This is a genomic window from Pararcticibacter amylolyticus (genome assembly GCF_003130405.1).
In the GTDB taxonomy this organism is placed as follows: Bacteria; Bacteroidota; Bacteroidia; order Sphingobacteriales; family Sphingobacteriaceae; genus Arcticibacter; species Arcticibacter amylolyticus.
The window spans coordinates 84,359-109,251 of the sequence record NZ_QEAS01000002.1; the positions used below are offsets into that span (position 1 = coordinate 84,359).

Consider the following 24,893-nt stretch of genomic DNA (forward strand, 5'->3'; position numbering starts at 1 on the left):
ATCGTATATTGACGGCACGCTCCTGGCGAGTACTCGCGGCGGTGCATCAGATGGGGGAAATGGAAAGGTTGTTGTTCGCTGGTAATATTTGCGGCTACTTGCAGTTGGTAAATCCGAGACAATGGAGGTAGTTAAAGAATGAGTAGAGAAGGCATTCGCTCCGTTTATTCCTTTGTTATTTCCGTGAATTTGCCGAAACACAGCTTCGCAAATTCTCAAAAACAACAAACCCCGCTGTTGCGGGGCTTTATTTTCTTTTGGCAGAGAGAGGGATTTGTATCCTCTTTAATATGCCTTGATAATCAACCTACCAGGAAGCGGAAAATTAATTCTCACCGATTGCGCACTACCTCTTAATGATACACTTATTCGCCGAGCACAACAGAAGAGATATACAGACTGTTAAGATCCGCAATTTTATCTGCAAATGCTATATTGCCGCCAAGAACATCAACGAGGATACTGGTATCGATCAGAGCACTATTTCCAGTCATTCTCATCAATTGTTTCGCAGGATTTTGCTATGGCAGCCTTCATATCGGCGGGCTTCCCTCTTTGAAAGGATACCAACAAAGTCGTGGATCGACTTTTTCGTTTCAGCAGATTTGGATGATCTAAGTACATTTTCCAAAGCAAGCAGCACATTTTCATTTTTCACTCTCAGAACCTTTCTATGAGGTTTAATTTCCGCGCTTCAGTAAACATCGTTTGTTATTAATAAATTAACAACAATCCATTTATCCTTTTGAGTTCTTTGAGATCTCCGTCTTTTCCCGTTCACTTTGCAATAAACGTTCCAGAAGGGCTACTTTTTCATCATACAACGCAATAATCTTCTCTAATGGGTTGATGGTGCACAAGTAGTTATTGTTATTTTGGCTGTGATCTGAAAACGTATTACCGATAATATTAAATACAGCCTCTTCGCTAAAATTCTCAATAGCTTCAGGTGTTACCCCTAAGATTTTTGCCACCTGCTCAAGCAGCTCTCTTTCAATAGTTTCCTTATTTTCCATTGCCGATACCGTTTGCTGGCTCACACCTAAGGCTATCGCCAGGGCATCCTGTTTCATGTCGCGAAGTTCTCTGATGCGGCTAATTTTACGGCCAATATGGTTTGGTTTTACAACTGTACTCATACCCAAAGATACTAATTTCTCTGCTTGTTAAGAGAAGATCGTTTTGGTAAATAACCAGCACGAACGGGTGGGATACCGGCATTTCCGGTTCGCAACCAGTTGTTAGCATCCGACCTTTGGTTGTATGGAAACGAAAGCCATTCGATTATGGGAGCAGGATTATCCCACCTCACTATCCGGCGGGCAGTGGAAAGATCCGCTTACGGTTTTTGATCAATTCTTTAGCTGCTATACGGTGCAGGAAGCGCAGTTGTGGCTCAGTGGCGCGCTGTCCCTGGTATTTACTCATCAGATAGTTCTCTCTCCCGGACAACGCTACCGGTACTTATGTCTGGTTAACAGGCTGGAACAGCTGGTTGACGCAGCCTGCGTACTGACTATTTACCCGGATAGGGCAGGAGACGGAAATGCGCCCGGAGATATCCGGTCATTTATTGGGTTAAATTTCCTTTCATTTCTGTCTGAACAGGAAGCCCTTAAGCCTCTGCGGACCATGCGCATCGTTTTTTCTATCGCGGGGCCGAAAAACTGGAAGCCCGGTTTGCTGCATAACCTTCGCTGTGCGCTCTTTGATCCCTCGTTCTATATGACCGGCAATTCCGGTGAGTTGCGGGAATTTGATGATTACCTCGGCCTGAACAAACTACTGGAAGCGGCCTTTCTGCTGAGCCACGACCATCGGCTGCCCGAAGAATCCTCCTTGCATTGGAGTTTGCAGGAATGCCAGCCAAGCCCTCTGGCCTGGGGAACCCAGTTTTATGCCGAAGCAGGTATCAAGCAAGCCCTGGAATCCCTGGCATTTTTCAATTATTACCGCCGGTGGTGTATCGACTGGCATGCTTCTGCCGGGCTGCTTTTTATTCAGCATCACCAGACCCTTCACCGGCTGATCTACCTGGCCGAATGGGTAAGTAATTTATCCGGTATACAGCAACAGGAAGATCATACGCTGATGCAGATCCGGCAGGCGCTTCGTAAACAATTCGTACGGAACCCGGCAGGATATTATGCGCGTTTTCTTCACATCAGCCTGCTAAATGTCGTCCGGGATAATCTTAAAGCTGGTGCTGCCCCGTCCGGCAACAGAAAAATAAAGCAGATTGAAATCATCCTTCATTTAAGTTCAGATTATTTTATACAACTCCGAAACAGGTATCATCATGAATAAATTTAACGGACAAGAATCCTTTATCCATTCTTCTGAAAGCAACATGTATCATATCCGGGAAGAACTGACCTTTTTAGAAAACCCGGATACTTACCGTTGCTTCCTTCAGGACTTTTACCGGGTTGTGATCAGCCCTGAACGCTGGCCGCAGGAGAAGTTAAGGTTGTTACATACTGGTTTTGAACAGATCATGATCACCCTTGATGCTGCCTGGTTCTTTTATGAAGAACACCTGAACATGCGGCAGAAGTTTCAGCATGACGAGCCCGCAGGCAATCCGGTGGAACCCTCGTTTACCGATTACAGCATCGATCAATGCTACCCGTATCTTCAGGAAAACAAATGGCCGGCTGAACGGCACCAACGTTTCCGGGGCAGAGTACAACTGCTGAACCAGCAGGAAATTGAACGAGGGTACCTTTTTTATGAGCAGTTGTTTAGTTACCAGAGCCAGGGCGACTGGAAGCGGTATTTTAACCTCTGGCTGGAGGCCGCCCTGGATGAACGCCCGATCTTTAGTTCACAGCAGCTCAGTGCGGCGCAGGTCTACGAGCACTACTTATGGCTGCTTAAACTCACCGAACGCGTGTGGCTGGACGACTGCCAGGACAAGGGGCTTTTGTATCACCAGATTATGCCCTGGTTTGACATGGACAATTACCCGGTATTCAGTACCGTTGATTTCTGTCTGAGCCCATACCGGGAGATTTATGGAATCTTTTACCGGAAGTCCTTAATGGACTATAAAAAGGAATTAAACCAGCTTTTTAAGACGGCGCTGGATGCCGGGGAGGAATGGAAAGAAAGGCCGGTTGAGCTGCTGTATCAGTTGAGAACACTGGTTACATTGGCTGAATGCTTGTGGCTGATCCGTCAGCTGGGGCCTAATTATCCAAAAGACTGGAACCGGGATCATACAACTTATCACGGCAAACAAGCAGCAGCACCCAAGCCGGGTTATAAATATCTGCTCAGTGAAGAGATGGCCGGCAAACCCGAAAACTATTTACCAGTCTTTTTTGATAGGTATTCTCTAAACGAAGTGTTTGAGATGTTCTTTGAGACTACCCTTGCTGCGATGGGCGATAAAAGCTTCCCGGTGTCATCAGCCGAAGAGCTAAAAGAGTTTCATGCAGCATTTCTGCGGTTACTGGAAGCAGCCTTCCTGATACAGGCAAAAAAATACAGTCCAAAAAAGAAGTAAACAAACTATAAAGAGATCCTATGGAACCGATTCCTCTGAACATTCTTCAGCAGGCCAGCGCCATTACCGAACGTCTGGCCGGGATGTTATTTATTGAACGGGTATATCTGAACCGTCCGGAAGAACAAGGTCGGGAAGAATGGGAGCTGATTATCCTGATCGCCCAGAACAGCCAGCTGCACCTGGTGGAAAGCATACCACTGGTTAAGATGGTGCTGACCCTGTATCCTAATTTCAACTACCGGATGTTCTACCTCAGCGATATTAAAAACGGACTGAAGTTTGGAAACATGACCTTTTTTAGCCTATGTCAGCCGGACAGGCTGGTGTATATCAGCCCGGACTGTGCGATCAAACTGCATCTTTGCAAAGATATGTTCGGGAAAATCTATAAACAGGCGAAGGCTGGCATGGAAAAAGAGCGCGTAAAGATCGAGTCTTTCCGTAAAGGAGTTTGGTTTTATATGGCGCTGGAAAATTACCCGTTCTGCGCCCTTATGCTGCACCAGCTATTTGAATGCTGCTACCGGTTCGCTGAGCTTTCCCTGATCGGAAAAGAGAAGATCTCTCATAAGCTGAGAAATCACCATAAGGAACTAACGCGGTTTATACCCGGTTTGAAGGAATTATTCAACTGGTCGGATGATAAGGAAATGGAGCAGTTCAATCTTCTGGATGAAGCTTATCTGGCTGTTCGTTATACGAACAGCTATCAGATCAGGAAAGAAGGCCTGGTGTTTCTGATTGAGAAGTCGGTGCAGCTGGAAGACCTGGTAAATGCCAGTAGCCGGAAGGCATTGCTGGCTTTTCAGTCTCGTTTTACCTCGGTTAATGAGCAGGAGATATAAATACTTCAAGGAACAATAATTCATAATCATTAGCTAAAAGCAACTAATTCATTGCTTTATGTAAATGAGAACTGTTAGAAAAGTATAACTTTTGCATGATTTTTGACCGGTTTTCATTCGAAGTAATCGAGGATTCATTATTTTTGTACTAGAAGGATCAATATGAGCAAAGTAGATTTTTTGAAAAAGCATATCAAGCGGGGACAGCTTTATAAGCGGTCTGAATTGTCCAAATGGTCTGCCTCGGTGGACCGGCATATCGCAGAATTGGTAAATGAAGGATTGCTGGTTAAGGTTGGTCCTGGTCTCTACCATTATCCCAAAAAGAATGCCTTTGGAAACGAGCCTCCCACTGAGCAAATGCTGGTGAGTAAATTTTTGGATGATAGCAACTTCTTAATTACCTCCTTTAATGTGTACAACCGATTAGGGTTAGGCACCACACAGTTATATAATAATCATATAGTTTACAACCATCACAGGAGTGGTACTATAAAATTGGGCAATAAGGAATTTTTATTCAGGAAAAAAAGGGCCTTCCCCAAAAAGGTAAATGAAGAATTCACCTTCGTTGATCTTCTGAATAACCTGTATGAACTGGCGGAGGATCAACCGCAGGTTTTGAATAACGCGCTGAATAAGGTACCACAATTGAACAAAGCGGAGCTGCATAAGGTCATTGATAAATATGCAACGCCAAAAACCAGAAAACTTCTTGCCAGCCTCTGATTAACATGTACCCTCGACCAATGACAGTGAATTACCTGCACAAAAGAAAGGATTTTGAGAGTTTGATCCGAACACTTTCCAGCCAGACAGGAATTCTGGATTCCCTGGTAGAAAAGGACTATTGGATCATGCATGTTCTGTATTCTCTTAAAAAGTCAGGGTTGCAATTTGAGTTGAAGGGAGGCACGTCCCTGTCAAAGGGATTTCAGATTATAGACCGATTTTCAGAAGATATTGACCTGCATATCAGCCCGCGGGAATCGTTTAAAGAAGAAACGGGTATTACCCTGAACGAAAATCCTAACTCGTCAAGTAAATCAGCTGTTGAGGGCCGTAAAAAATTCTTTGACTGGCTGGCAGATCATATCACCATAGATGGTATTACGGAAGTGACTCGTGATGTCAGTTTCGATGATACTCATCGGTACCGGAGTGGCGGTATCAGGTTGAAGTATCACACTTTCTTTGATCCGATTCGGGGTTTGAAGGATGGAATACTATTGGAGGTAGGTTTCGCAAAGGTTACTCCAAACAGGCTCGTAGACATTAGTTCGTGGATGTACGACAAAGCCGCAGCTGCTGGCTTGCAAATCTTTGATAACCGTGCCCAAGGCATAGCATGCTATCATCCGGGATATACTCTTGTCGAAAAACTTCAAACTATTGCCACTAAATACCGTCATGAGCAAAGCAAGCCGGGAGGTGACCATCAAAAGGTGAATTTTATGCGGCAGTATTATGATGTATTTCAGTTGCTTCAGAATTCAGAAGTCCAAAAGTTCATTGGTACTGATGAATATTATGCACACAAACAGGATTGGTTTCCGGATGAAGATCTCCAGCGCCCAATAAAGGAGAATGAAGCCCTTCTACTTTCGGACAAAAAAGTAAGGGAGGATTTCAGAAACCGATACCGGTCAACCAGCAACCTTTATTATAAGGGACAGCCGGATTTCGATGAAATGACACATTACATAAAGCAATTTCTTGAAAAGTTATAAGACGGATATTGTGAATAGTTTGTTATTTCCGGAACGTAATACCGGCAAAATCTACCAGCTGCTCGTCTTTATTCGTCTTAAAGGTAACCGTAAAGCCGCCAAATCCAGCGTTAACACCTGAAGAGAGTGCATGGTTATTGTCGATAACATCCAAAGGGATCTCATTGGTACTGCCCATCGTCCTGAGCCGGCACATCAGTACCCTATCAGGGGTAATATATAGCTCAACGCTTTTAAACTTGCTGTCACCGATCAGCATCTGGTAACCGTATTGCTGGTATAATCCTGTCCGCTTCTGCCAAAGACTGACGTCAACCGGTTTCAGTTGATACCCCCAGTTATACTCCCTTTCGCCGCTCCGCTGGATCAGATAATGATACCCATGGATGTTGATAAAGAAAAAACGCTGGCCACTTTTTTTCATCAGCGTATCATTGCCGCTGATCTCGTAAGGCACATATTGATTTGCGCTGAGCGGCTTTAAAATAGTTATCTCATCGTTCTCACACATCCTAAGGTATTTATCCGCTACGGAAATGGTTGCATAAGACGTCGCTTTAGCATAGCTGCCCGCGTGTTTCTTTAGCTCGGCTGGCGACAGCTGAGCTAAATGAGAAGTATCAAGGACTACCCCTGTTACCGGAGCAGGAAACAGATCAGAAACACGCAGGCCGAACCTGGGTAGCAGTTTAAAGCAGAAATCTTCTGCTGCCTGTCCACCCTCGGCTGTATTGGTCATCACGATAACAGCAGCATTCTTTTCGGGAAAGAGCAGCAATTTGGCCTGGGCAAAACCGGCACTGCCCGCGTGGTAAACGGCAAAGGTCGAGTCGTTTTTGAACATAAACCAGCCCAAGCCTTTTTTGTTGGTTTCTATCGGTACCGACGCATTCTGGAGGCAGAACATCTCATGAAGGGTGCTCGCTTTAATAATAGAATTGGTTTCGCCCCGGTAAGCTTTCAGCAGGCAGGTTGCGTATTTGGTAAAGTCATTCAGATCCGCGTAAATACCGCCGGAAGCGATATCCCGGAGTTCAAACACCTTGAAGTTTTGCCCGTATGCGTATATTTTACAACGGTTCTGCAGACTGTCCATGGCGAATCCGCTGTGCGACATAGCTAATGGATCAAGGATATGGCGGTGAATATAATCAGCATAGTCCTCTTTGCTGACGGCCTTAATGACATTACCCAGGAGGTTATAGCCCGCATTCGAATAAAGCCCTACCATGCCAGCCGGGTATAACAAACAGGTCTGGTTGACAAAGCCAGGAATATCCGTATATTTTCCGCTTTCCAGATCCGAGTTTTTCCAGATGTCGGATTGGATGCCTGAGGTATGGGTCATTACCGCTTTCAGCGTGATCCTGTCCGGGCTGATGCCCGGCCCGGCCATCGGGCGAAAACGGGGCAGGTAGGTTTTTAACGGTTTATTGATATCCAGCTTCCCCTGCTCATTCAACTGCATCAGGGCCAATGCGGTAAACGTTTTGGTTATGGAACCGATATTGACCACTGTCTGCGGCGTCATCGCAATTTTATTTTCTCTGTCGGCATAACCGAACCCCTGTTGCCAGATTACCTTACCGTCGAGTATGATAGCAGCACTTAGTCCGACAATATGGTCAGAAGCCATTTTTTCGTTAAAATACTGTTCAGAAGTTTTGACAAGATCGGTTTGACCGGCAGGTTGCTGCGCAACAGCGCTGGTGGTAATTAGCACAAAGAACAACAACAGCAGCTTCATATCGCAAAAAATAGCATTTTCTAAGTTATAAAATAAATACAAACCGCGATTTGAATGCTAAACTGTTTTTAGCTACGATAATATACTTAAATCAGTTAGCGATACAGATGCGGATGATCTTGCCAAAGTTCTTGATGTATCTAAGGGCAGAGAGTTAAATCAAAAAAGGCACCCGGTTTTCCTGATGCCTTTTCAGCGGAGAGTTAGGGATTCGAACCCCAGGAACCTTTCACAGTTCAACAGTTTTCAAGACTGCCGCAATCGACCACTCTGCCAACTCTCCGGGGGCAAAAGTACAAACTCAGATCAATTCTACAAATTTTATTATGCAATTGATGATAGCATACTGAATACCAGCCGGAAAAACTTGTTAACCGGCCTTTTTTAGCGCATTTACGCAATCCATATATCACCTGTTCATCTTTCTGAATGTCAGATTTACTCTCGGATGAGCGATCAGTTTAGTGGGGGGCAGGCGATGGAGCCAGTTCGTTTGAGTATTATCTTTCATTACCAACAGGCTTCCATGTTCTAATATCAAGGAAACCGACTCTTTCGAACGCTTATGTTTAAAGGAGAATTTTCTCTTTGCTCCAAAACTCAGGGAAGCTATCGCCCCGTTTTTAATTAACTCTTTCTCATCATCGCTATGCCAGGCCATGCCCTCGCTGCCATTATGATACAAATTGAGCAAACATGAATTAAACTGTTCTCCGAGAGTTTTCTCGGTGAGTGCTTTCAAATCCAGCAGCTCTTTAGTCCACGGAAGGGCCTGTTTAGTTGTATTCGAATAAGTATATTGAAAATCAGTATCCCCATACCATGCCACCTTACGTTTGGTAACGAGGCGCCTGCCGAACATAACAGCTTCATCATGTTTCCAGTCAATGTTTCCAAGCAGCAGGTCCAGAAAAGAATCTGCCTGTGCCACAGGCATGATCTGCCCGTAATAGTTCACCGTACCGTCATATGGTAGCAGGTTGCCGGCAGTATTTCTCTTATTGTCCATTTTGTAAATCTAAGTTCATCTGAGCACTTTCCCATCCAATGATAGCGGCTTTCCGCGTTTCACCCCACATATAACCTCCCAACGCGCCGGAAGATTGGATAACCCGGTGGCAGGGGATTAAAAACGCCACGGGATTACTTCCGATCGCGGTGCCTACCGCCCTCGACGCATTCGGCATAGCGATCTCCCTGGCTATCGAACTATAGGTTGTTAGCCTTCCTGATGGAATTTTAAGCAAGGCTTCCCATACTTTTAGCTGAAAATCTGAGCCCTTAAGATGCAGCTTGATCGCGGTCAGTCCTCCGGCTCGATTACCAAAGACCGAAACAATAGCCTCATGAGCCGGATTTGCCTGCCCGGTGAAGTGCGCCCGCGGGAACTTTTTAAAGAGTGCATCAAGAGCGGACTGGTCGTCTTCCTCAAATGCCATGTAACATATCCCTTTTTGAGTAGAAGCAATGATCATGCGGCCAAACGGACTTTCCGAGAAGCTGTAATGAATTTGAAGGCCCTCTGCGCCATTCCTGTATTCTGCCGGCGTCATGCCCTCGATCTTAATAAACAGATCGTGGAGACGGCTGGTCCCTGAAAGGCCAGTTTCATAAGCAGCCTCCGATAATGTGAGGTGGTTTTCCTTTAAGAGTTTTTTGGCGTGCTCTGCACTCACAAACTGAAGAAATTGCTTTGGCGAAGTCCCCGCCCATTCGGTAAAGAGCTTCTGAAAATGAAAAGGGCTCAGATGAATGTTTTCGGCTATCTCATCCAGTCCCGGCTGCTTTTTAAAGTTTGTTTTAATATATTCAATTGCTGCGGCAATGCGTTTGTAGTTGATTGACTGCTGGGTGTTCATTTATTCTTAAATGTGATGAAATGCAAAGTTGCCTCTCTTTCTCCGGGCATAAAACCCGGAACTTGCTGTTTTCTCCCGAAGATAAACGAATCTACCTTCGGATCCAAAGCCGCCGTCGGAAGCCTTATCTCTGTCGCTTGTCGCAATTCACCCTCACAAAAGCCGTGTTGCACCCCTTGGCTTAAAGAAATACGGTCTACCTTTGTGTTATTAACTCAATCAATATCAGGTACAATATTGTAAACCATTAAAAGGACTCAAGATGAAATTAAATCCCTATTTGAATTTTGACGGAAATGCAGAAGCTGCATTTACATTTTACCAGTCAGTATTTGGCGGTGAGCTGTTTATTCAGAAGATGGACCAGGCTCCCGGAACGGAAAACCTGTCCGACAGTGAAAAGAACAGGGTGATGCATGCTGCAATTCCAATCGGGGAGGGGCAGGTTTTGATGGCATCTGACTGCGTTCCGAGTGCCGGACATGTGCTGACAGTGGGAAATAACAATTACATCTCTATTACTCCTGATAGCCGCGAGGAAGCCGACCGCCTCTTTAATGGCCTGTCTGAAGGCGGAGATATTGAAATGCCAATGGAAGAAATGTTCTGGGGGGACTACTTTGGATCGTTCGCTGATAAATTCGGCGTTCGCTGGATGATCAATTTCCCGATTGCCAGAGGGTAATCAAAACTCTTAACGAAAAAGATATGGAAAGGCAGCAATTTAAGATTGAAATAAACGCCCCTGCTGCAAAGGTTTATAACACCATGCTGGGCGAGGAAACATATAAAAAGTGGACTGCCGTCTTTATGCCCTCTTCATATTATGAGGGCTCCTGGGAAAAAGGGCAGAAGATCCTTTTCATTGCAGTTGGAAAAGACGGTAAAAGAGAAGGAATGATGGGAGTGATAGAAGAGAATATCCCTGACAAATATGTTTCTATAAAATACACAGGTATTGTCGACGGAGATAAAGAGATTACCGAAGGCTCCCTGGTTGGCGACTGGATAGGTGCATATGAAATCTATTCGTTTGAAGAACAGGACGGGAAAACGACCCTGATTATAGACGTCGACGTTTTAGATGAATATAAGGAGTACTTTGAAAAGACCTATCCGAAAGCACTGGAAAAACTAAAAGAAATCTCCGAATAAGCAGCCCCGGATCACAAGCCCGGGGTCAGAAAGTGGCATTGATTGATCAATGCCACTTTCTTTTTAACCAGGCCCGTACCGGCTCGTCGTACAATTTCAAACTTGCATACCCTACGATCACTGAGATAACAAAAGTAAGAGATGCATAGAGCAGGGTTTCGTTCAGTCCGGCATCCCGGTGATCAACTGCCCATCCTGTATAAATGTATATAAAAGGGTAGTGGGTGATATAGATCGGGTAGGAGATATCTCCCAGGAACTTACATATCCTGGTTTCTGCGGCACCGGTAACTTTACCGCTCGCACCCAGGTAAACAATGAGCGGAAATGCCAGGATAATCGTCAGCGAGTCATAAAGGCCGTTCATCCACAGGGTTTCTTTTCCCCCGATCCTCGGCATCGCTAAAAATATCAGCAACAGCACACTGCACCAGAGGAAAGCATTTTTCACATATGTTAACCTGGCCGTCCTTGAAAGAAGCAAACCTGCCAGGAAAGGAAATGCAACACGGGTAAAACCAACTCTCAGCTGCTCAGGGGTAAGCGACCAGCCACCCACCATATCGCCCGATTTGCTGGTCACGGCATAATGGATCATGACACCACCGGCAATCACCACCAGTACTGTGAGTACAGATTTTGGTGCTTTCCTAAGTCCAAGTGCATAACAGATGTTGGCCAGGTATTCAAAGAAAAGGGACCAGCCGGGCCCGTTAACAGGGTGCATTTCCTGCCATCCCCGGATATCCATTGAAATGGGCACGGGGATCAGCGTACAACCTATCAGGGTTACCACGATGAGTTTCCATACGGGTACATTATGTATCTCCGGAAATATGCCTGAATCTGAGAAATAAAAACAGATGCCTCCGATGATCATTCCCAGTACTACCATTGGTTGCAGTCTTTGAAGCCGCCGCTTAAAAAAGCCTCCGACGGTGAGCTTATGCCAGCGGTCGTCATAAGCATAGCCGATTACAAAACCCGAAAGCAGGAAGAAAAAATCGACTGCCAGGTACCCGTGATTGATCACCTGGTCGAGGTGACTGGTGGCATGGGCTTCGAAAATATGGAAGACGACAACAGTCAGTGCGGCGACTCCGCGCAGTCCGTCAAGGATCTGATAATGTGGCTTAGTATCAATTGCGTGTGTGTTCATTTTGATATAAGATATAAGCGAGTTTATAAAAGTGCCTAAATATAGTGGAGTTATCGTTATAAAAAGAAGTACAAACCGTTTATTTTTGCCGGCCAATGGCTATAAATAAACAATTAGAAAGCAGAAGTAACCAAAGCTGCGAGCTTTGCGCAAAAGACGGCGTTGAGTTATTCGCCTATGCGGTTCCCCCAAAGAATGATGAAAACCCGGATAACCAGGTCGTACTTTGTTCTGAATGCCTCGGGCAGGTACAATCAGATGACTATTCAAACACCCATTACTGGAGGTGCCTGGAAGGAAGTATCTGGAGTGAGGTCCCTGCTGTGAAGGTGCTGTCGTATAAGATCCTTGGAAAACTTTCGTCGGAAGAATGGGCTGCTGACAGCATGGAATCTGCCGGGCTGGATGAAGAGCTGCTGGCATGGGCAGGAGCAGAAGACCGGCTGGAGGCAGAGAAGGTGATCCATAAAGACAGTTACGGAACTGTTCTGGAGACGGGAGACAATGTCGTTCTCACTCAGAACCTGAATGTAAAAGGCACCAGTTACATCGCTCCGAAAGGAACTATGGTACGAAAAATAAAACTCGTGGCCGATAATGCCGAACAGATTGAAGGAAAGATAAATGGCGACACCATTGTGATTCTGACAAAATTTGTAAAGAAATCTGTATAAATGAACAGGGCGGCCCTTAAATGGCCGCCCTGTCTGTTACAAGCCCGGAGAAAGCAACAGGCTTTTGTCAACATCCAGCTCTTCCGTAAAGAACCGGTCGTGGGATACCACCAGCACCGTTCCCCTGTAATTTTTTACCGTCTGTGAAAGTACCCGCAGGCTCTGCATATCCAGGTTATTTGCCGGCTCATCCAGTATGAGGATATCAGGCGTGTTATTCTCGGCTACCGAACAGCAAAAAGCAAGTTTCATTTTTTCTCCGCCGCTCAATGTACCGCAAGGATGGTCCCATTGGGAAGCGGGAAACTGGAAATAGTGCAGCATCGATTTCAATTCATGTTCTGCAAGCTTCCTGTCATTGTGCTTTTCAACCTGCTGGTAAACGGTCAGCTTCGGATCAATGATCGTATAGTCCTGGTCAAGATATAAATAACGAAAAGGAGCCATGAGGAGTTCGCCTGATGCGGGCAGAAGTTTCCCCATAATGATTTTAAGCAGGGTACTCTTTCCTGCTCCGTTATTCCCTTCAATCCGGATCCTGTCGCCGGATCTGATCCGGGCCGTCAGCGGCAAATGCCACAGGTCTTTTTCTCCGTAACTGAAATTGATATCTTGCGCTTCGATCAGGTTCTTCCCGGTATGCAGTCCGGAATAACCGAGATCTATTTTGAGAACCTGGTACTGCAGGAAGTCCGATTGGATATGCTGAATGTTTTCGGCGATGGATTGAACCTTTTCCTGGTGTACATCGTTCATGCGGGCTGTACTTTGCTGTGCTTTACTTTTGAGGCCTCCGGCAATGATCCTTGGCATCGAGTTCGTACGTGCATCGGCCTTTCCCTTTGCTTCTCTTTTACGCTGCTTTTCCGCCATATCCCTTGCTTTTTCGCGGGCCTGCCTGAGGCTTTTCTGTTGTTCGTCGAGCTGCGATTGCAGGGCGCTTTGCATGATTTCTTTTTGCCCGACATAGAAATCGTAATTTCCGCCAAACTGCTCCACACCATTCCGGGTCAGCTCAAAAGTAAGATCAGAAAGGTTTAACAACTCCCGGTCATGGCTCACGGTCAGGATAGTTGCTTTACTTTTTTTAATAAGCTCATAAAGCAGGGCTCTGCCATCCCTGTCCATATGATTGGAAGGTTCGTCCAGCAGGATAATCTCCGGATCATGAATCAGGATGCCGGCCAGAAATACCCTGGTCTTTTCGCCGCCGCTGAGCATCGCCATTTTTTCGTGGGAGTCGAGGTGGCCAAGTCCCCAGAACCCAAGGGCCGACCGGATCCTTTCCTCTATATCCCAGTCATTCTCAAGTTCGGCGAAGTAACTCTCTTCCACACTGCCTTGCAGGATAGCCTGCAGCGCGCTTAGCTTGTGCTCTACCTTCAGAGCTTCGGCAATAGAGAGATGATCATACTGTCCGGAATGCTGCGGGATGTAACACATCTTTCCCGGAAGAACAATATCTCCTTCTGCGGGATGAATAATACCCGCAAGCAATTTCAGCAGGGTAGACTTCCCGGTGCCATTATAACCGGTAAGGGAGGCTTTCCCGCCCTTAGGCACAGAAAGACTGATCTGTCGGAACAGGAAATCTCCGCTTGTATGTATATAAGAAAGTGATCTGACAAGGATACTCATCACGATGATTTTAAAAGTAAAACAATTGGATTAATGAAGACCAGGAACAGTATACGTCAGACTGCTGAATGTTTATTTCCTGTTACTTAAGGATGGGGGGATAATCACATGGTACATCTAAATATTTGAAAAGTTCAACCATCAAAAGGTTCCTGCGCTGGTGCATGATGGTTTGTAACCATCTTATTATTCAGATATCTTCATCGGAGTATTTTTTTACAAAAGTAGCATTTATAAACGAAAGATGAAACAGGCAACTGTCTTAATAGCACGCCAATCCAAACAAATTTCGTGAAACACAGGTAATATTTATACAATCAATATACCTGTGAATTAAATAAGAAGGAGCATGCAACAGACAGTAAAGATGTTCTTAGCGGCAGCGATTTTCTTCGCCGCCTGCAAATCGGACAAAGTTGAAGAGGAAACAGGCGGAGGTACACTTCCCCCTGTGGAAAATGATCCAGCCAACAGCAGTTACAAACCCGCATTTGAAGGGCAAACGCGGATAGGAGGGGTGAAGACAAGTACCGGACTGGATATCCGGACGGTCGCAAGCGGTTTATCCAGCCCCTGGGGAATGGCCAACCTCCCTGACGGGCGGATCGTCATTACAGAAAAAGGAGGTACACTGCGGATTGCTTCTGCCGAGGGGCAGTTAAGTGCGGCAATAACAGGACTCCCACAGGTGAACAGCAATGACCAGGGGGGCTTGCTGGATATTATAGCTGACCCGGAGTTCGAAACGAACCGGACCCTTTACTGGAGCTTTTCCCAGAATGCCGGTGCTGGCACCCTGACGGCAGTTGCAAAAGGCAGGCTGTCGGCCGATGAGCGGACGATAGAAGGAGCTGAAGTAATTTATCAGGCCTTACCGGCATTCAACAGCACGAAACATTACGGCTCGAGGTTAGCATGGGATAAAGATGGAAACTTACTGGTCAGCACCGGTGAACGTTCTGACATGGCATCACGCCCCCAGGCACAGCAACTAAATTCTGCACTTGGGAAGATCGTCAGAATAACAAAAGAAGGTCAGGCTGCTGCGGGAAATCCTCTTTCGGGCCAGCAAGGAGCCTTACCCGAGCTTTATTCGTACGGACATCGCAATGTACAAGGCCTGGCCATCCACCCGGAAACAGGCGATCTCTGGGAAACTGAGCACGGCCCCAAAGGTGGGGATGAGCTAAACCGGATTGAAGCCGGCAAGAATTATGGCTGGCCTGCCATTACCTATGGTCTCGAATACAGCGGAGAGAAAGTAGGACCGGGAGAAACCCAAAAGGATGGGATGGAGCAGCCAGTCTACTATTGGGACCCGGTGATATCTCCTTCCGGCATTACGTTTTACAGCGGCGACCTGATCCCGGAGTGGAAGAATAACCTCTTTATTGCAGCCCTGAGCGGCAAGCACCTGGCCCGCCTGGTGATCAAAGACAATAAGGTAACGGGGGAGGAGCGTTTGCTGGTAAGTGAACAGAGCCGCCTGCGGGACGTACTCCAGGGAAAGGATGGAGCCCTTTATGTGATAACAGATGGAGCCGATGCAAAGTTAATCCGGATAGGCCGGAAATAATTACATAAGCTGCATACAGGTAAAACCTGAGAGAGATCAGAAAAAAATATGACAGGTATCATACACCAGATATGGTGTATGATACACCTAAACCCGCGAAACTCATGCGTACAGTACCCGTAATAATCTCTGAAACAAATACATATTACCATGATTCAGAGAAATGAAATTCAACTTAATTTAGTCAGCGAGGAAGAGATCCTGAGACAGCACGGGTTCCACTCGATAACAGACTGGAAGTATGCTTCCAAAACGAAGTCGGAACTGCTCTATCTTCTGGCCGAAAAAATCCTGAAAGAGGACTATGCAGACTGCCGTCTGATCAGATATCAGCTTCTGAAAAGATAAATATACTTTACTGCTGCTCCTGTTTGGGTTGCTCCTGCTGTTTTGGCTGCTCTTTTTTCTTAAAGGGATTAAGCCCCTTGATAAGCCCCTTTCCGGTTTCTTCCAGGCTCTTCCTGGTATCCTGCTTGCCGGCGGTGGTATCTCCCTTTCCAGACAGTTTTTTCGCCAGTTCGTCTGCAGCACTCTTTGCCAGCTGCCTTTTTACAGAGGCGATGGAATCTTTTGCCGCTGATACTGCGGCCTGTTTAGCGACTTCCACTTTTGTCTTCACAAATTCTGCCGACTGCTCCTTCATACTCTGGGCCAGGTTAGCCGTACTTTGTTTCAGCGAGGTTTTAAGAAGCGGGTTACTGATGGTGCCCTGCATGAGCAGCTGAAGATTTATCTTCTCTGCCACATTGAGCGGAATTCCTTTATTATTGGCCTTTGCTACAAGACCGTTTACCAGGGCGTTGCCTTTTTCACCCATCAGTTCGCGCGGAACTTTCAGGTTAATGGTATAATCCAGGCTCTGATCAAGGCCATGCATCCCGCCGATCTCCATGTCGATATCCTTCACTTTCAGGTTGAAAGGCTTTACCAGAACTTTGCCTCCGGCAAATTCAAAGTAGCTCTTGATGTCTTTTACCGAAACGTCTTTCAATGCATTGATATTTAAGGTAGAAGCCATTTTCTCCAGGGGCTGGAACTTATTCAGGATCCCTTTGAGCAACAGCACATTCCCCTTGCCGGTAAGGGTTGCGAGTCCGGGCATCATATTTTCTCCCAGCTGCCCTGTTACGTCAAGGCTCGAACTTAACTTGCCCGCCAGGAATTTGCCCACCGGCATCAGCTTTTGTACGGTGTTAAACGCGTAAAAGGTTTTCTGTATATCTACGTCAGTCACGTGATAGTTAAGTGAGATATCGGGTTTCTTCTTATTGAGTTTAGTAGAATAAGAGCCGCTGACAGCCATCGTACCATCAAGGGCATTCCCCTGTACATCTTTCATTTTTACTGTCTGATCTTCTATTTGCAGGCTTCCCGAAAGATTGCTGATCTCCAGCTTATCATAGTGAACAGACGCTGCCTTTGCATTAAGCTGAATGTTTAGATTCGACGGCACAGCAAAGGGAGCTGTCGCCGAACTGCCTTCGCCGGTTTCAGAAGTGGAGTTCATCCATTTGTTCAGATCCACCCGGTCTGCGGAAAGATTGATTACCCCGTCAAGCGGCTCATTTTTCACCACGTAAGGGAGGATGTTATTAATGGTACCTGTGGCGGTAAAGTTCGTATTCATAAAACTTCCGGACATGTTGTTAACTGTGACATTTTTAGGATTAAACGTCATGAGCAGGTTGCTGAGCTTCACGCCCTCAGGATAGTCGGAAGAGCGGTAAAGGAAGTTCTTCAGTGCAAGGGTTCCCCTTGCGTCAAATTGTTCGTATTTCTGTTTCTGAACAGCACTGGCGCTGCCTTTTATTGCAACATCGGCATTCAGGACACCACTCAGTGAAGTACCTTTTTCGAGCTTAACAAAGCTGGTTATTTGAGACAGATCGAGGATTCCCTTGGCTGCTGCATCTACCAGGAGGGCTGTAAGTGGCTGCTTGAGGTTCAGCCTGAAGTCGAACGGGTTTCTGTCCATCTCCATATGCCCCTTGGGGATATCAATCACGGTATGATCGGTAATTCCGTCCGGATTATTAACCGAAAGCTTCAGGTTAATATTCTTAACCGCCTTAGGCAGATCAGGGTATTGAAAGAACCCGTCCTTTACATCCAGGTTTACTTTATACCCGGGAAGCCGCCCTTCGCTGTAGGTACCTTTTACTTGCCCGTCAAACACAAGGGTTCCGCTTGTCTTTACCGATTCAAAATCATGCTGATAGACGGCCGGTACAAATGAAAGGATGTTTTTAAAACTTGTAGACAATGCCTTAAATTTAATATCCATATCGTAGCTCTCCTTCGCCATCTTTATAAACCCGTTTGCGGCTAACTGGAGTTCATTGAGCCTGATCTTATCGGTCTGGAATGAATACGTATCCGTTGTATTGTCTATTTTGATATCTGCATCGATATTTGTTTTGATCCTGTGAGCCCACTTTATTCCTCCGTATGAAAAATTCACCTCGTCTGCCGTCGTACTGGTTTCGAGGGTGAACAGGTCTGAAGTAAAATCTCCCTTTCCTTCATGAGTCAGATTAACAATCCTGGCATTCATGCCGGCCTGCTCATCGTTGTAGACGATATAGCCCTGATTCACAGCATATTTTTTAAGATGCACTGCGAACGGTTTACTTTCTGCTGATGTATCAGATACCGTTGTATCGGGCTTCATGATATTCCAGTTGGCATTGCCGTTTTTATCAACCAGCGCGAAAATACGGGGTTGATCAAGATTGACGGCGTTTACCTGGATCGTGTTACCACGGATCACACTCATAATATTCAGGGAAAGGTCTAACCCCTTCACAGCAAGCAGCGTGTCCTTGTCGAACAGATCGGTCCCAATGATATTTAAGTTCTCAAGACGGAGCGAAAGATCGGGAAAGTGCCTGATCAGTGAAACATCAGCCTCTGCGAAATCAACCTTAGCGTTCAGGTTCTTATTGATCTCTGATTTTACTATCCGCTCGATCTTTCCTTTAAACACAAACGGAATCAGGATAATACCGGTAATGATAATAAGAAGTGTGATCCCTGCGATCCTGAGTGGTTTTTTCATATCCAATAATTTAAAGCCAAGATACAAAAATGCGTATTAATTACGGTTTTATGATCAGAACAGTGGGAGTTTCAGAAAGCCAGGCACTTCTGGTTTCAATAACCTTTTCCCAGCTGCCGGCACTTATCAGCATAAGATCATGCTGTTCGAGTAATTTCTTTCCTACCGACTTATCTTCGTAAAAACTGATCTTCCCGGGTGCCGTTTGTTCGATCGCCTCAATCGCTTCTTTTAGCTCAATATGTACTTTCACAGTTTCCCAGGCGTCAAGGATGGTGACCGCAGCACCGGCATTCTGTATGAACTTCTGAATATATACCAGCAGGAAGCTGTCGCTTAGTGAAAAGAAAGGCACGATAACCCTCTTTAGCCCCCTAAAGTCCTTATCAATCACGATGCCGGTAGGAATCCGGATTGTCTTAAGGATGTGCTGAACACGTTCCTCGAAGGTACCGGTGCTAAACAGCCGGTCTTTTCCTCTCAGCGCGTCATAAATGACATCCGGTTTGATCACACGGGTAGTAAAGCCGAGGATCTTTCCCAGGATTGTTCCTTCATAAACCGATTTTCCCGCACCTACCAGCAGCAGGTCATAGTCGCCGTTATTGGCGATAGATGCTATTTCTTCATTGATATCCTGAACCGGCCGGAACACCGGGGTAAATGCCTGGTCCAGTTTCTGGGCTTCTTCCCTGATTAGTTTAAAACTTTCACTTTCGTATTCAGACTCGTTGAATAAATTAAGCTCATTGGCCGGAGATAAATGCAGCGCGGTGATCACCGAACTATCCTTCGACCTGCAGGTGAGGGAATGGGCGATCTTTACCAGCTGCCGGCCGGTATGCGGACTGCCGAAAGAAAGCAAAACGTTATACTTAGAGCTTCTGCCAGACAGCGAAGGTTGTTCTTCTTCTCCGGGACTAAAAAACTTATTGATGAGATCAAGTGAAGGGCCGGTAATGAATGTGGTGACCAAAGCCATAAGTACCAGGATGGCAAACATCTGGGGAGACAGCACACCCAGGTCATAACCGATATTCAGCGCTACCAGCTCCATCAGGCCTCTGGTATTCATTAAGGCACCTATTGTGAGGCTGCTGTGCCAGTTCTGTCCGACAAAACGTGCTGCAAGGGCACTACCCGCAAATTTACCTGTAACAGCAACCAGAACGACAATCCCGCAGAGCTCCCATAAACCCGGTTCATTAAGGAGGCCTATCTGCGTTCTGAGTCCCGTAAAAACGAAGAACAGCGGAAGAAGAAGCACTAGCGCAATATCTTCTACCTTCTCGATGAAAATATTCCTGAAATTAACATTGGGAGGCATGATGACACCTGCCATGAATGCACCGAAGAGCGCATGGATCCCGATGATCTCAGTGCTCCAGGCTGAGATGAGAAGTACCACGAAAAAGATCCCGACAATAGGCTTGCTTAAACTTTCTTTGCTGGAGTAAAGTTCGCCGATGCGTTTCAAAAAAGGCCTGACCAGCTTCAGCATAGCCACAACATAGATGGTAGCCAGAATGATCGTGTAACCAGCGCTGGCAAGCGATCCGGCTTTCACTACGGCAATAACAGCGGCAAGGATACACCATGCGGTAATGTCATCAGCAGCTGCGCAGGTAATGGCGATAGATCCCAGGCGGGTTTTGCTAAGGCCCCGTTCCTGGACTATCCGGGCAAGCACAGGGAAGGCCGTGATACTCATGGATATACCAATAAAAAGAGAGTAGGAAAGGAAATTCACTTTGTCTGGCGCAGTGGTCTGGTAGATGAAATATGCCAGTACCACTCCAAGTGCGAAGGGAAATATAATACTGGCATGGCTGATCACCACGGCTTCGTGCGCCTTATTACGGAGGATCTTTAAATCAAGTTCCATACCCACCACGAACATAAACAGGATAAGTCCCACCTGGCTCATAATTCCAAGATTTGGAAGCGATGTTGCCGGAAAAATAAAGGAAGAGAACTCCGGGAAATACGCCCCGGCAAGTGAAGGCCCCAGCACAATACCCGCCACAATCTCTCCGATAACAGAAGGCTGTCCGATCTTTTTGAAAATATATGAAAAAAGCCTGGCTACCAGTATAATGGTAATGATCTGAAGAAGTAACACTCCAAGCGGATAAGCCAGGTTATGCCGCAGGCCCTCTTTAAAATGATCCCAGCCCGAGCCTCCATTCGCCATTTTTGAGCCGGCAAGCCGGCCGGTTTCCAAAAGAGCTCCCTGCGATGCGATAAGATAGATGAGGACTGAAAATCCCCCTATGACAAGACAGTAAAATAAAAGGTTTTTAATGTTCTTCATCCGATATTTGTTTACGCCGCAATATAGCTTGCTCTGCTTAAAAAAACTATGCCTGTTTTTTTTGACAATCATTTGCAGATAATGCCTTCAACACTCTCATTGCTTCTGAGGTTTTGATTATTTTCGCAGATTCGTGATGTGCTTCTGCTTACAGGCGCACTGCCTTAATTGCTATTGTACATGAAAACCCTTCTGCTACGTTACCTTAATTCATACAAAGGACTAACCCGGCCGGCCTGGATGCTCGCACTGATCATGCTTATAAACCGCAGCGGGGCGATGGTTATACCTTTCCTCGGGGTATATATGACTCAGTCGCTTCATTTTACCATCCGGGAAACCGGTACCGTACTAAGCTGCTTTGGACTGGGCGCTGTCTCCGGCTCCTGGCTTGGTGGCTGGCTCAGCGATAAAGCCGGGCATTTTGTTATTCAACTGGGCTGTCTTTTACTTTGTGTTCCGGTTTTCTGCATTCTCCCGGAGTTAACACAGCCAGCCCATTTATCTGCCGGTGTGTTTATTCTTAGCCTGGTAACGGAAACCTTCCGGCCTGCCAATACGGTGTCTATCGCCTCTTATTCAAGTCCGGAAAGCATCACAAAGGCTTTTTCTCTGAACAGGATGGCCATGAACCTCGGATTCTCTATCGGGCCGGCACTGGGAGGTTTTCTGGCAGCTTTTTCATACCATCTCTTATTTTACGGGAATGCAGTAGCCACGGGACTGGCTGGTTTGGTGTTTTATTTTTTCTTTAGAAACCGCAAAGGAACTCAGGAGAGAAAAAAGCGGCATGATAGCGAGCAAAACAGCCATCAGAACCGGTCGCCCTGGAAGGATACTCATTTTCTTATTTTTACTTTACTATGCTGTTTCTATGCAATCTGCTTCTTTCAGCTTTTAAATACATTGCCGCTTTTTTACCGGCAGCAACATCACTTAAGTGACTGGAGCATCGGACTCATACTTGCTTACAGCGGCTTCGTAGTCTTCTCTCTCGAAATGCCGCTTGTGCATCTGGCGGGGAACCGGCTGAGTGCAGCCGCTGCCATCGTAATTGGCACCCTTCTTTGCGGCGCTTCCTTTTCTTTACTGGTATTTCCGGGGAAACTTCTGCTTCTCTACTTTTCAATGTTCTTACTTTGTCTGTCGGAGATCCTGGCAATGCCTTTTATGGCCACAGTGACATTAAAAAGATCGTCAAAAGACACGCAGGGGGCCTATATGGGCATGAACGCCCTGTCTTTTTCAGCAGCTCATATTTTATCACCCTTTGCCGGAACCCGCATCGTATCGTCTTTTGGTTTTGATGTCCTGTGGATATCTACTGGTATACTGGCCGTTATCACGGCTGCTGGCTTCTTATGGGTGATGAAGAAATTGTGAGGCCCCGCCACTAAAAAAACATTAACATTCTATTTGCTTTATAGCCTGTTTTTGTGAACATTTGCACCTAATAAAACACGGGGTTTTACGCATCTGCTGGCTCTCTTTTAATAGCAGAGGCTACATCAAACACACACAAAACACATAATGGATAAAGGGATGGCCGTCATGCCGGCGTTTATCTTGTCGTGTCTGTGAAAAATTAATGTTCTCTCAATGCATACACATGTACGAAATCTGTATTACTAAAAATTCATCTGCCCATGAACCTTCAATCTCTGTTTAACAAAACGATCCTTGACGCCATTCCGGAGGGAATTATTATTCAAAACTGTCAAAACACTATTATCTTCTCTAACACAGCAGCTGCACAGATCTTTGAACGAAGCCCCGATGACCTTTACGGGCAAACAATTGCCTGCCTTGGGCTGGATCTGATCGAAGAATCCGGGGCGCATTACCAGCATGAAAATCTGCCCTTCTCCTTAACCCTCGAAACAGGACAAGCCCAAAAGAATAAGTTGCTGGGGATAGTAAGTGATAACGGCACGCTGAAATGGCTAAATGTGAGTACGGCCCTGATAGAAGAGAGCGATCAGCGTGGTGTACTCATCTCCTTCACTGATTGTACAGAAAAAATTGATACGGAAGAAAGCGGCAGGATACATGAAGAGAGGATCAAGCTGGCATTGAGAAGCAATGGGCTGGGGGTGTGGGACCTGTATCCGCAGGAAGACAAGTTCTACGTCAGGGAAGGGTGGCACGATCTGTTTAAATTTAAAAAGCCCGAATTGGATCTGAGTTTTTCCGTTTTTAAAGATATGATATTCCCCGATGACAGGGAACGCGTGCTGAAGCACCTGGAGATGTATTTGTCGGGGCAGATTAGTCATTACGAGCAGGAATACCGGGTGTGGTGCAATAGCTATGGCTGGAGATGGATCATCTCAAGAGGAAAGATCGTTAAATATGACAGCAAGGGTAACCCGCAGAAAGTCACCGGCATTTATAAGGACATTTCAGGAAGAAAAGCAAGGGAAGTGCAGGTAAGCCTGACTGAACAGAAATTCTTCAATGCGTTTCATTTCTCTGCAATTGGGATGGCACTGGTATCTCCCGAGGGGTTGTGGATAGATGTGAATGAAGCGCTGCTGAAATTTCTCGACTATTCGAAAGAAGAATTGCAGAAGCGGTCTTTCCAGGAAGTAACGCATCCCGACGACCTGCAGGCAGATCTGAGCTACGTCAACGCGATCCTCAATAAGGAAATATCTTCTTATAGTATGGAAAAAAGGTATATCCGGAAGAACGGCGATGTGATATGGGCGCTGCTCAGGGTATCACTCATTTCTGATAAAAACGGGGAACCTCAGTTCTTCCTCTCACAGATAGTGGATATCAGCTTCCTGAAAGGACTTATTTCAGAACTTGAAAATAAGAATCAGCTGTTAAACCATGCCACCGTAAGCCTGAAGAATAAAGTGGGGCAGATGGAGGAATTCAGCAGGATTGTCGCACATAATCTGAGAAGCCCGGTGGCTAACATTATGACCCTTGCGGAGATGTTGCAGAATGAGCCCGAAAATGCGGTGACCTGGGGTACCATGCTCGCGGAATCCGCCAGGAGTCTCGACGAAGTGCTTCACGACCTGATCAGCATTGTGCAGATCCGCCTGAATAAAGACTTGCCCCATACGGACTGCGATATCAGCATGATGATTGGAAGGATTAAACTGATGTTCAGTAATGAAATTCTGCAGTCGAACATCCATATACAGGAAGAACTGCAGGTTCCGGTCATTCCGTATCCCAAACCTTATATGGACAGCATTTTGTACAACCTGATCAGCAATGCGATCAAGTACAGGAACACGAAAAAGGATTGCAGGATAGTAATAAAAACATTCAAAGAAGGCCGTCACACTGTCCTTGAAGTTCAGGATAACGGCCTTGGTATTGACCTGGATAAATACGGTAAGCACCTTTTTAAACTGCATAAAACCTTTCACAGAGGTTTTGACAGTAAAGGAGTTGGCCTCTTTATCACCAAAACCCAGATCGAAAGTTTGGGAGGCAGAATTTCAGTGGAGAGTGAGTCGGGCAACGGATCTGTTTTCAGAGTCGATCTGTAAGCTACTCGTCTTCCTCCGGCTTCTTCTTATCCTCAAGTTCCTCCTTATCAGGAACAGGGGCGACATTGTCATTTTTAGACACTACCGTTTCGATATCCTCTCTGGGGTC

The 24,893-nt window shown here is 46.0% G+C and carries 21 protein-coding genes and 1 tRNA gene; 12 read left to right on the forward strand and 10 right to left on the reverse strand.

From position 1 onward, the window contains the following. Nucleotides 1-365: 365 nt before the first annotated feature. Both DDR33_RS26855 and DDR33_RS02810 read right to left on the reverse strand, forming a co-directional pair. The gene (locus DDR33_RS26855) at nt 366-494 is read right to left on the reverse strand and encodes a PIN domain-containing protein (protein WP_146198687.1); all 129 of its coding nucleotides are present in this window, start codon (nt 492-494) and stop codon (nt 366-368) included. 243 nt (nt 495-737) lie between these two features. Further along, nucleotides 738-1,139 (reverse strand): helix-turn-helix transcriptional regulator, encoded by a 402-nt coding sequence (locus DDR33_RS02810; protein ID WP_109414250.1) that lies wholly within the window; start codon nt 1,137-1,139, stop codon nt 738-740. Between the two features lie 124 nt (nt 1,140-1,263). On the opposite strand from DDR33_RS02810, the gene DDR33_RS02815 reads away from it, so the two are divergent. The 5 genes from DDR33_RS02815 (at nt 1,264) to DDR33_RS02835 (ending at nt 6,089) form a co-directional block, all read left to right on the forward strand. Beyond that, nucleotides 1,264-2,307, forward strand: a complete 1,044-nt coding sequence (locus DDR33_RS02815) for a hypothetical protein (RefSeq protein WP_109414251.1) — start codon at nt 1,264-1,266, stop codon at nt 2,305-2,307. Further along, complete coding sequence (locus tag DDR33_RS02820; RefSeq protein ID WP_109414252.1) at nt 2,300-3,511, forward strand: hypothetical protein; 1,212 nt, start codon at nt 2,300-2,302, stop codon at nt 3,509-3,511. Before DDR33_RS02815 ends, DDR33_RS02820 begins: the two co-directional genes overlap by 8 nt. A 20-nt stretch (nt 3,512-3,531) precedes the next feature. Next, complete coding sequence (locus DDR33_RS02825; protein ID WP_109414253.1) at nt 3,532-4,359, forward strand: hypothetical protein; 828 nt, start codon at nt 3,532-3,534, stop codon at nt 4,357-4,359. A gap of 162 nt (nt 4,360-4,521) precedes the next feature. Further along, the gene (locus tag DDR33_RS02830) at nt 4,522-5,088 is read left to right on the forward strand and encodes a DUF6088 family protein (RefSeq protein WP_109414254.1); all 567 of its coding nucleotides are present in this window, start codon (nt 4,522-4,524) and stop codon (nt 5,086-5,088) included. Between the two features lie 20 nt (nt 5,089-5,108). Then, nucleotides 5,109-6,089, forward strand: a complete 981-nt coding sequence (locus DDR33_RS02835) for a nucleotidyl transferase AbiEii/AbiGii toxin family protein (protein WP_109414255.1) — start codon at nt 5,109-5,111, stop codon at nt 6,087-6,089. Between the two features lie 22 nt (nt 6,090-6,111). Here the strand turns inward: DDR33_RS02835 and DDR33_RS02840 are convergent, their stop codons facing one another. The 4 genes from DDR33_RS02840 to DDR33_RS02855 all read right to left on the reverse strand — a co-directional run bounded on the left by DDR33_RS02840 (nt 6,112) and on the right by DDR33_RS02855 (nt 9,695). Continuing rightward, the gene (locus DDR33_RS02840) at nt 6,112-7,836 is read right to left on the reverse strand and encodes a serine hydrolase domain-containing protein (RefSeq protein ID WP_109414256.1); all 1,725 of its coding nucleotides are present in this window, start codon (nt 7,834-7,836) and stop codon (nt 6,112-6,114) included. A gap of 196 nt (nt 7,837-8,032) precedes the next feature. Then, nucleotides 8,033-8,119 (reverse strand) — tRNA-Ser (locus DDR33_RS02845). A 126-nt stretch (nt 8,120-8,245) separates the two neighbouring features. Beyond that, entirely contained in the window at nt 8,246-8,845 is a 600-nt protein-coding gene (locus tag DDR33_RS02850; protein ID WP_109414257.1) for an alpha-ketoglutarate-dependent dioxygenase AlkB family protein, read from the reverse strand. Further along, the gene (locus DDR33_RS02855; RefSeq protein WP_109414258.1) at nt 8,835-9,695 is read right to left on the reverse strand and encodes a bifunctional transcriptional activator/DNA repair enzyme AdaA; all 861 of its coding nucleotides are present in this window, start codon (nt 9,693-9,695) and stop codon (nt 8,835-8,837) included. The genes DDR33_RS02850 and DDR33_RS02855 overlap by 11 nt, the downstream gene beginning before the upstream one ends. Before the next feature lie 262 nt (nt 9,696-9,957). Here DDR33_RS02855 and DDR33_RS02860 point away from each other — a divergent pair, with 262 nt between their 5' ends. Continuing rightward, a complete protein-coding gene (locus DDR33_RS02860) occupies nt 9,958-10,380 on the forward strand; it encodes a VOC family protein (RefSeq protein WP_109414259.1) in 423 nt (140 codons plus the stop codon). A 23-nt stretch (nt 10,381-10,403) separates the two neighbouring features. Further along, complete coding sequence (locus tag DDR33_RS02865) at nt 10,404-10,850, forward strand: SRPBCC family protein (protein WP_109414260.1); 447 nt, start codon at nt 10,404-10,406, stop codon at nt 10,848-10,850. 46 nt (nt 10,851-10,896) lie between these two features. Here the strand turns inward: DDR33_RS02865 and DDR33_RS02870 are convergent, their stop codons facing one another. After that, nucleotides 10,897-12,009: an acyltransferase family protein gene (locus DDR33_RS02870; protein WP_109414544.1), complete on the reverse strand. Its 1,113-nt coding sequence runs from the start codon at nt 12,007-12,009 to the stop codon at nt 10,897-10,899. A 95-nt stretch (nt 12,010-12,104) separates the two neighbouring features. Between DDR33_RS02870 and DDR33_RS02875 the strand changes: the two genes are divergently transcribed. Beyond that, the gene (locus tag DDR33_RS02875) at nt 12,105-12,683 is read left to right on the forward strand and encodes a PhnA domain-containing protein (RefSeq protein WP_109414261.1); all 579 of its coding nucleotides are present in this window, start codon (nt 12,105-12,107) and stop codon (nt 12,681-12,683) included. Between the two features lie 36 nt (nt 12,684-12,719). On the opposite strand, the gene DDR33_RS02880 is transcribed toward DDR33_RS02875, so the two are convergent. Then, nucleotides 12,720-14,321, reverse strand: a complete 1,602-nt coding sequence (locus DDR33_RS02880; protein ID WP_109414262.1) for an ABC-F family ATP-binding cassette domain-containing protein — start codon at nt 14,319-14,321, stop codon at nt 12,720-12,722. A gap of 349 nt (nt 14,322-14,670) precedes the next feature. On the opposite strand from DDR33_RS02880, the gene DDR33_RS02885 reads away from it, so the two are divergent. Both DDR33_RS02885 and DDR33_RS02890 read left to right on the forward strand, forming a co-directional pair. Then, nucleotides 14,671-15,897 carry a PQQ-dependent sugar dehydrogenase gene (locus DDR33_RS02885; RefSeq protein ID WP_109414263.1) on the forward strand — a complete coding sequence of 409 codons (1,227 nt, stop codon included), beginning with the start codon at nt 14,671-14,673 and terminating at the stop codon, nt 15,895-15,897. A gap of 150 nt (nt 15,898-16,047) precedes the next feature. Then, nucleotides 16,048-16,245 carry a hypothetical protein gene (locus DDR33_RS02890; protein WP_109414264.1) on the forward strand — a complete coding sequence of 66 codons (198 nt, stop codon included), beginning with the start codon at nt 16,048-16,050 and terminating at the stop codon, nt 16,243-16,245. A 7-nt stretch (nt 16,246-16,252) separates the two neighbouring features. Here DDR33_RS02890 and DDR33_RS02895 read toward each other — a convergent pair whose 3' ends face one another. Further along, nucleotides 16,253-18,955 carry an AsmA-like C-terminal region-containing protein gene (locus tag DDR33_RS02895; RefSeq protein WP_109414265.1) on the reverse strand — a complete coding sequence of 901 codons (2,703 nt, stop codon included), beginning with the start codon at nt 18,953-18,955 and terminating at the stop codon, nt 16,253-16,255. Nucleotides 18,956-18,995: 40 nt separating this feature from the next. After that, the gene (locus tag DDR33_RS02900) at nt 18,996-21,269 is read right to left on the reverse strand and encodes a cation:proton antiporter domain-containing protein (protein WP_109414545.1); all 2,274 of its coding nucleotides are present in this window, start codon (nt 21,267-21,269) and stop codon (nt 18,996-18,998) included. Between the two features lie 180 nt (nt 21,270-21,449). On the opposite strand from DDR33_RS02900, the gene DDR33_RS02905 reads away from it, so the two are divergent. Both DDR33_RS02905 and DDR33_RS02910 read left to right on the forward strand, forming a co-directional pair. Then, nucleotides 21,450-22,652: an MFS transporter gene (locus DDR33_RS02905; RefSeq protein WP_109414266.1), complete on the forward strand. Its 1,203-nt coding sequence runs from the start codon at nt 21,450-21,452 to the stop codon at nt 22,650-22,652. Between the two features lie 263 nt (nt 22,653-22,915). Continuing rightward, a complete protein-coding gene (locus DDR33_RS02910; protein ID WP_109414267.1) occupies nt 22,916-24,784 on the forward strand; it encodes a PAS domain-containing sensor histidine kinase in 1,869 nt (622 codons plus the stop codon). Nucleotides 24,785-24,893: the final 109 nt, after the last annotated feature.

Coding starts and splice junctions, on each gene's coding strand:
- DDR33_RS02850 (WP_109414257.1), bottom strand. CDS start 8,845: ATGGACAATAAGAGAAATACTGCCGGCAACCTGCTACCATATGACGGT.
- DDR33_RS02890 (WP_109414264.1), top strand. CDS start 16,048: ATGATTCAGAGAAATGAAATTCAACTTAATTTAGTCAGCGAGGAAGAG.
- DDR33_RS02905 (WP_109414266.1), top strand. CDS start 21,450: ATGAAAACCCTTCTGCTACGTTACCTTAATTCATACAAAGGACTAACC.
- DDR33_RS02855 (WP_109414258.1), bottom strand. CDS start 9,695: ATGAACACCCAGCAGTCAATCAACTACAAACGCATTGCCGCAGCAATT.
- DDR33_RS02840 (WP_109414256.1), bottom strand. CDS start 7,836: ATGAAGCTGCTGTTGTTGTTCTTTGTGCTAATTACCACCAGCGCTGTT.
- DDR33_RS02835 (WP_109414255.1), top strand. CDS start 5,109: ATGACAGTGAATTACCTGCACAAAAGAAAGGATTTTGAGAGTTTGATC.
- DDR33_RS02870 (WP_109414544.1), bottom strand. CDS start 12,009: ATGAACACACACGCAATTGATACTAAGCCACATTATCAGATCCTTGAC.
- DDR33_RS02810 (WP_109414250.1), bottom strand. CDS start 1,139: ATGAGTACAGTTGTAAAACCAAACCATATTGGCCGTAAAATTAGCCGC.
- DDR33_RS02895 (WP_109414265.1), bottom strand. CDS start 18,955: ATGAAAAAACCACTCAGGATCGCAGGGATCACACTTCTTATTATCATT.
- DDR33_RS02820 (WP_109414252.1), top strand. CDS start 2,300: ATGAATAAATTTAACGGACAAGAATCCTTTATCCATTCTTCTGAAAGC.
- DDR33_RS02815 (WP_109414251.1), top strand. CDS start 1,264: ATGGAAACGAAAGCCATTCGATTATGGGAGCAGGATTATCCCACCTCA.
- DDR33_RS02910 (WP_109414267.1), top strand. CDS start 22,916: ATGAACCTTCAATCTCTGTTTAACAAAACGATCCTTGACGCCATTCCG.
- DDR33_RS26855 (WP_146198687.1), bottom strand. CDS start 494: ATGACTGGAAATAGTGCTCTGATCGATACCAGTATCCTCGTTGATGTT.
- DDR33_RS02885 (WP_109414263.1), top strand. CDS start 14,671: ATGCAACAGACAGTAAAGATGTTCTTAGCGGCAGCGATTTTCTTCGCC.
- DDR33_RS02875 (WP_109414261.1), top strand. CDS start 12,105: ATGGCTATAAATAAACAATTAGAAAGCAGAAGTAACCAAAGCTGCGAG.
- DDR33_RS02865 (WP_109414260.1), top strand. CDS start 10,404: ATGGAAAGGCAGCAATTTAAGATTGAAATAAACGCCCCTGCTGCAAAG.
- DDR33_RS02900 (WP_109414545.1), bottom strand. CDS start 21,269: ATGAAGAACATTAAAAACCTTTTATTTTACTGTCTTGTCATAGGGGGA.
- DDR33_RS02860 (WP_109414259.1), top strand. CDS start 9,958: ATGAAATTAAATCCCTATTTGAATTTTGACGGAAATGCAGAAGCTGCA.
- DDR33_RS02825 (WP_109414253.1), top strand. CDS start 3,532: ATGGAACCGATTCCTCTGAACATTCTTCAGCAGGCCAGCGCCATTACC.
- DDR33_RS02880 (WP_109414262.1), bottom strand. CDS start 14,321: ATGAGTATCCTTGTCAGATCACTTTCTTATATACATACAAGCGGAGAT.
- DDR33_RS02830 (WP_109414254.1), top strand. CDS start 4,522: ATGAGCAAAGTAGATTTTTTGAAAAAGCATATCAAGCGGGGACAGCTT.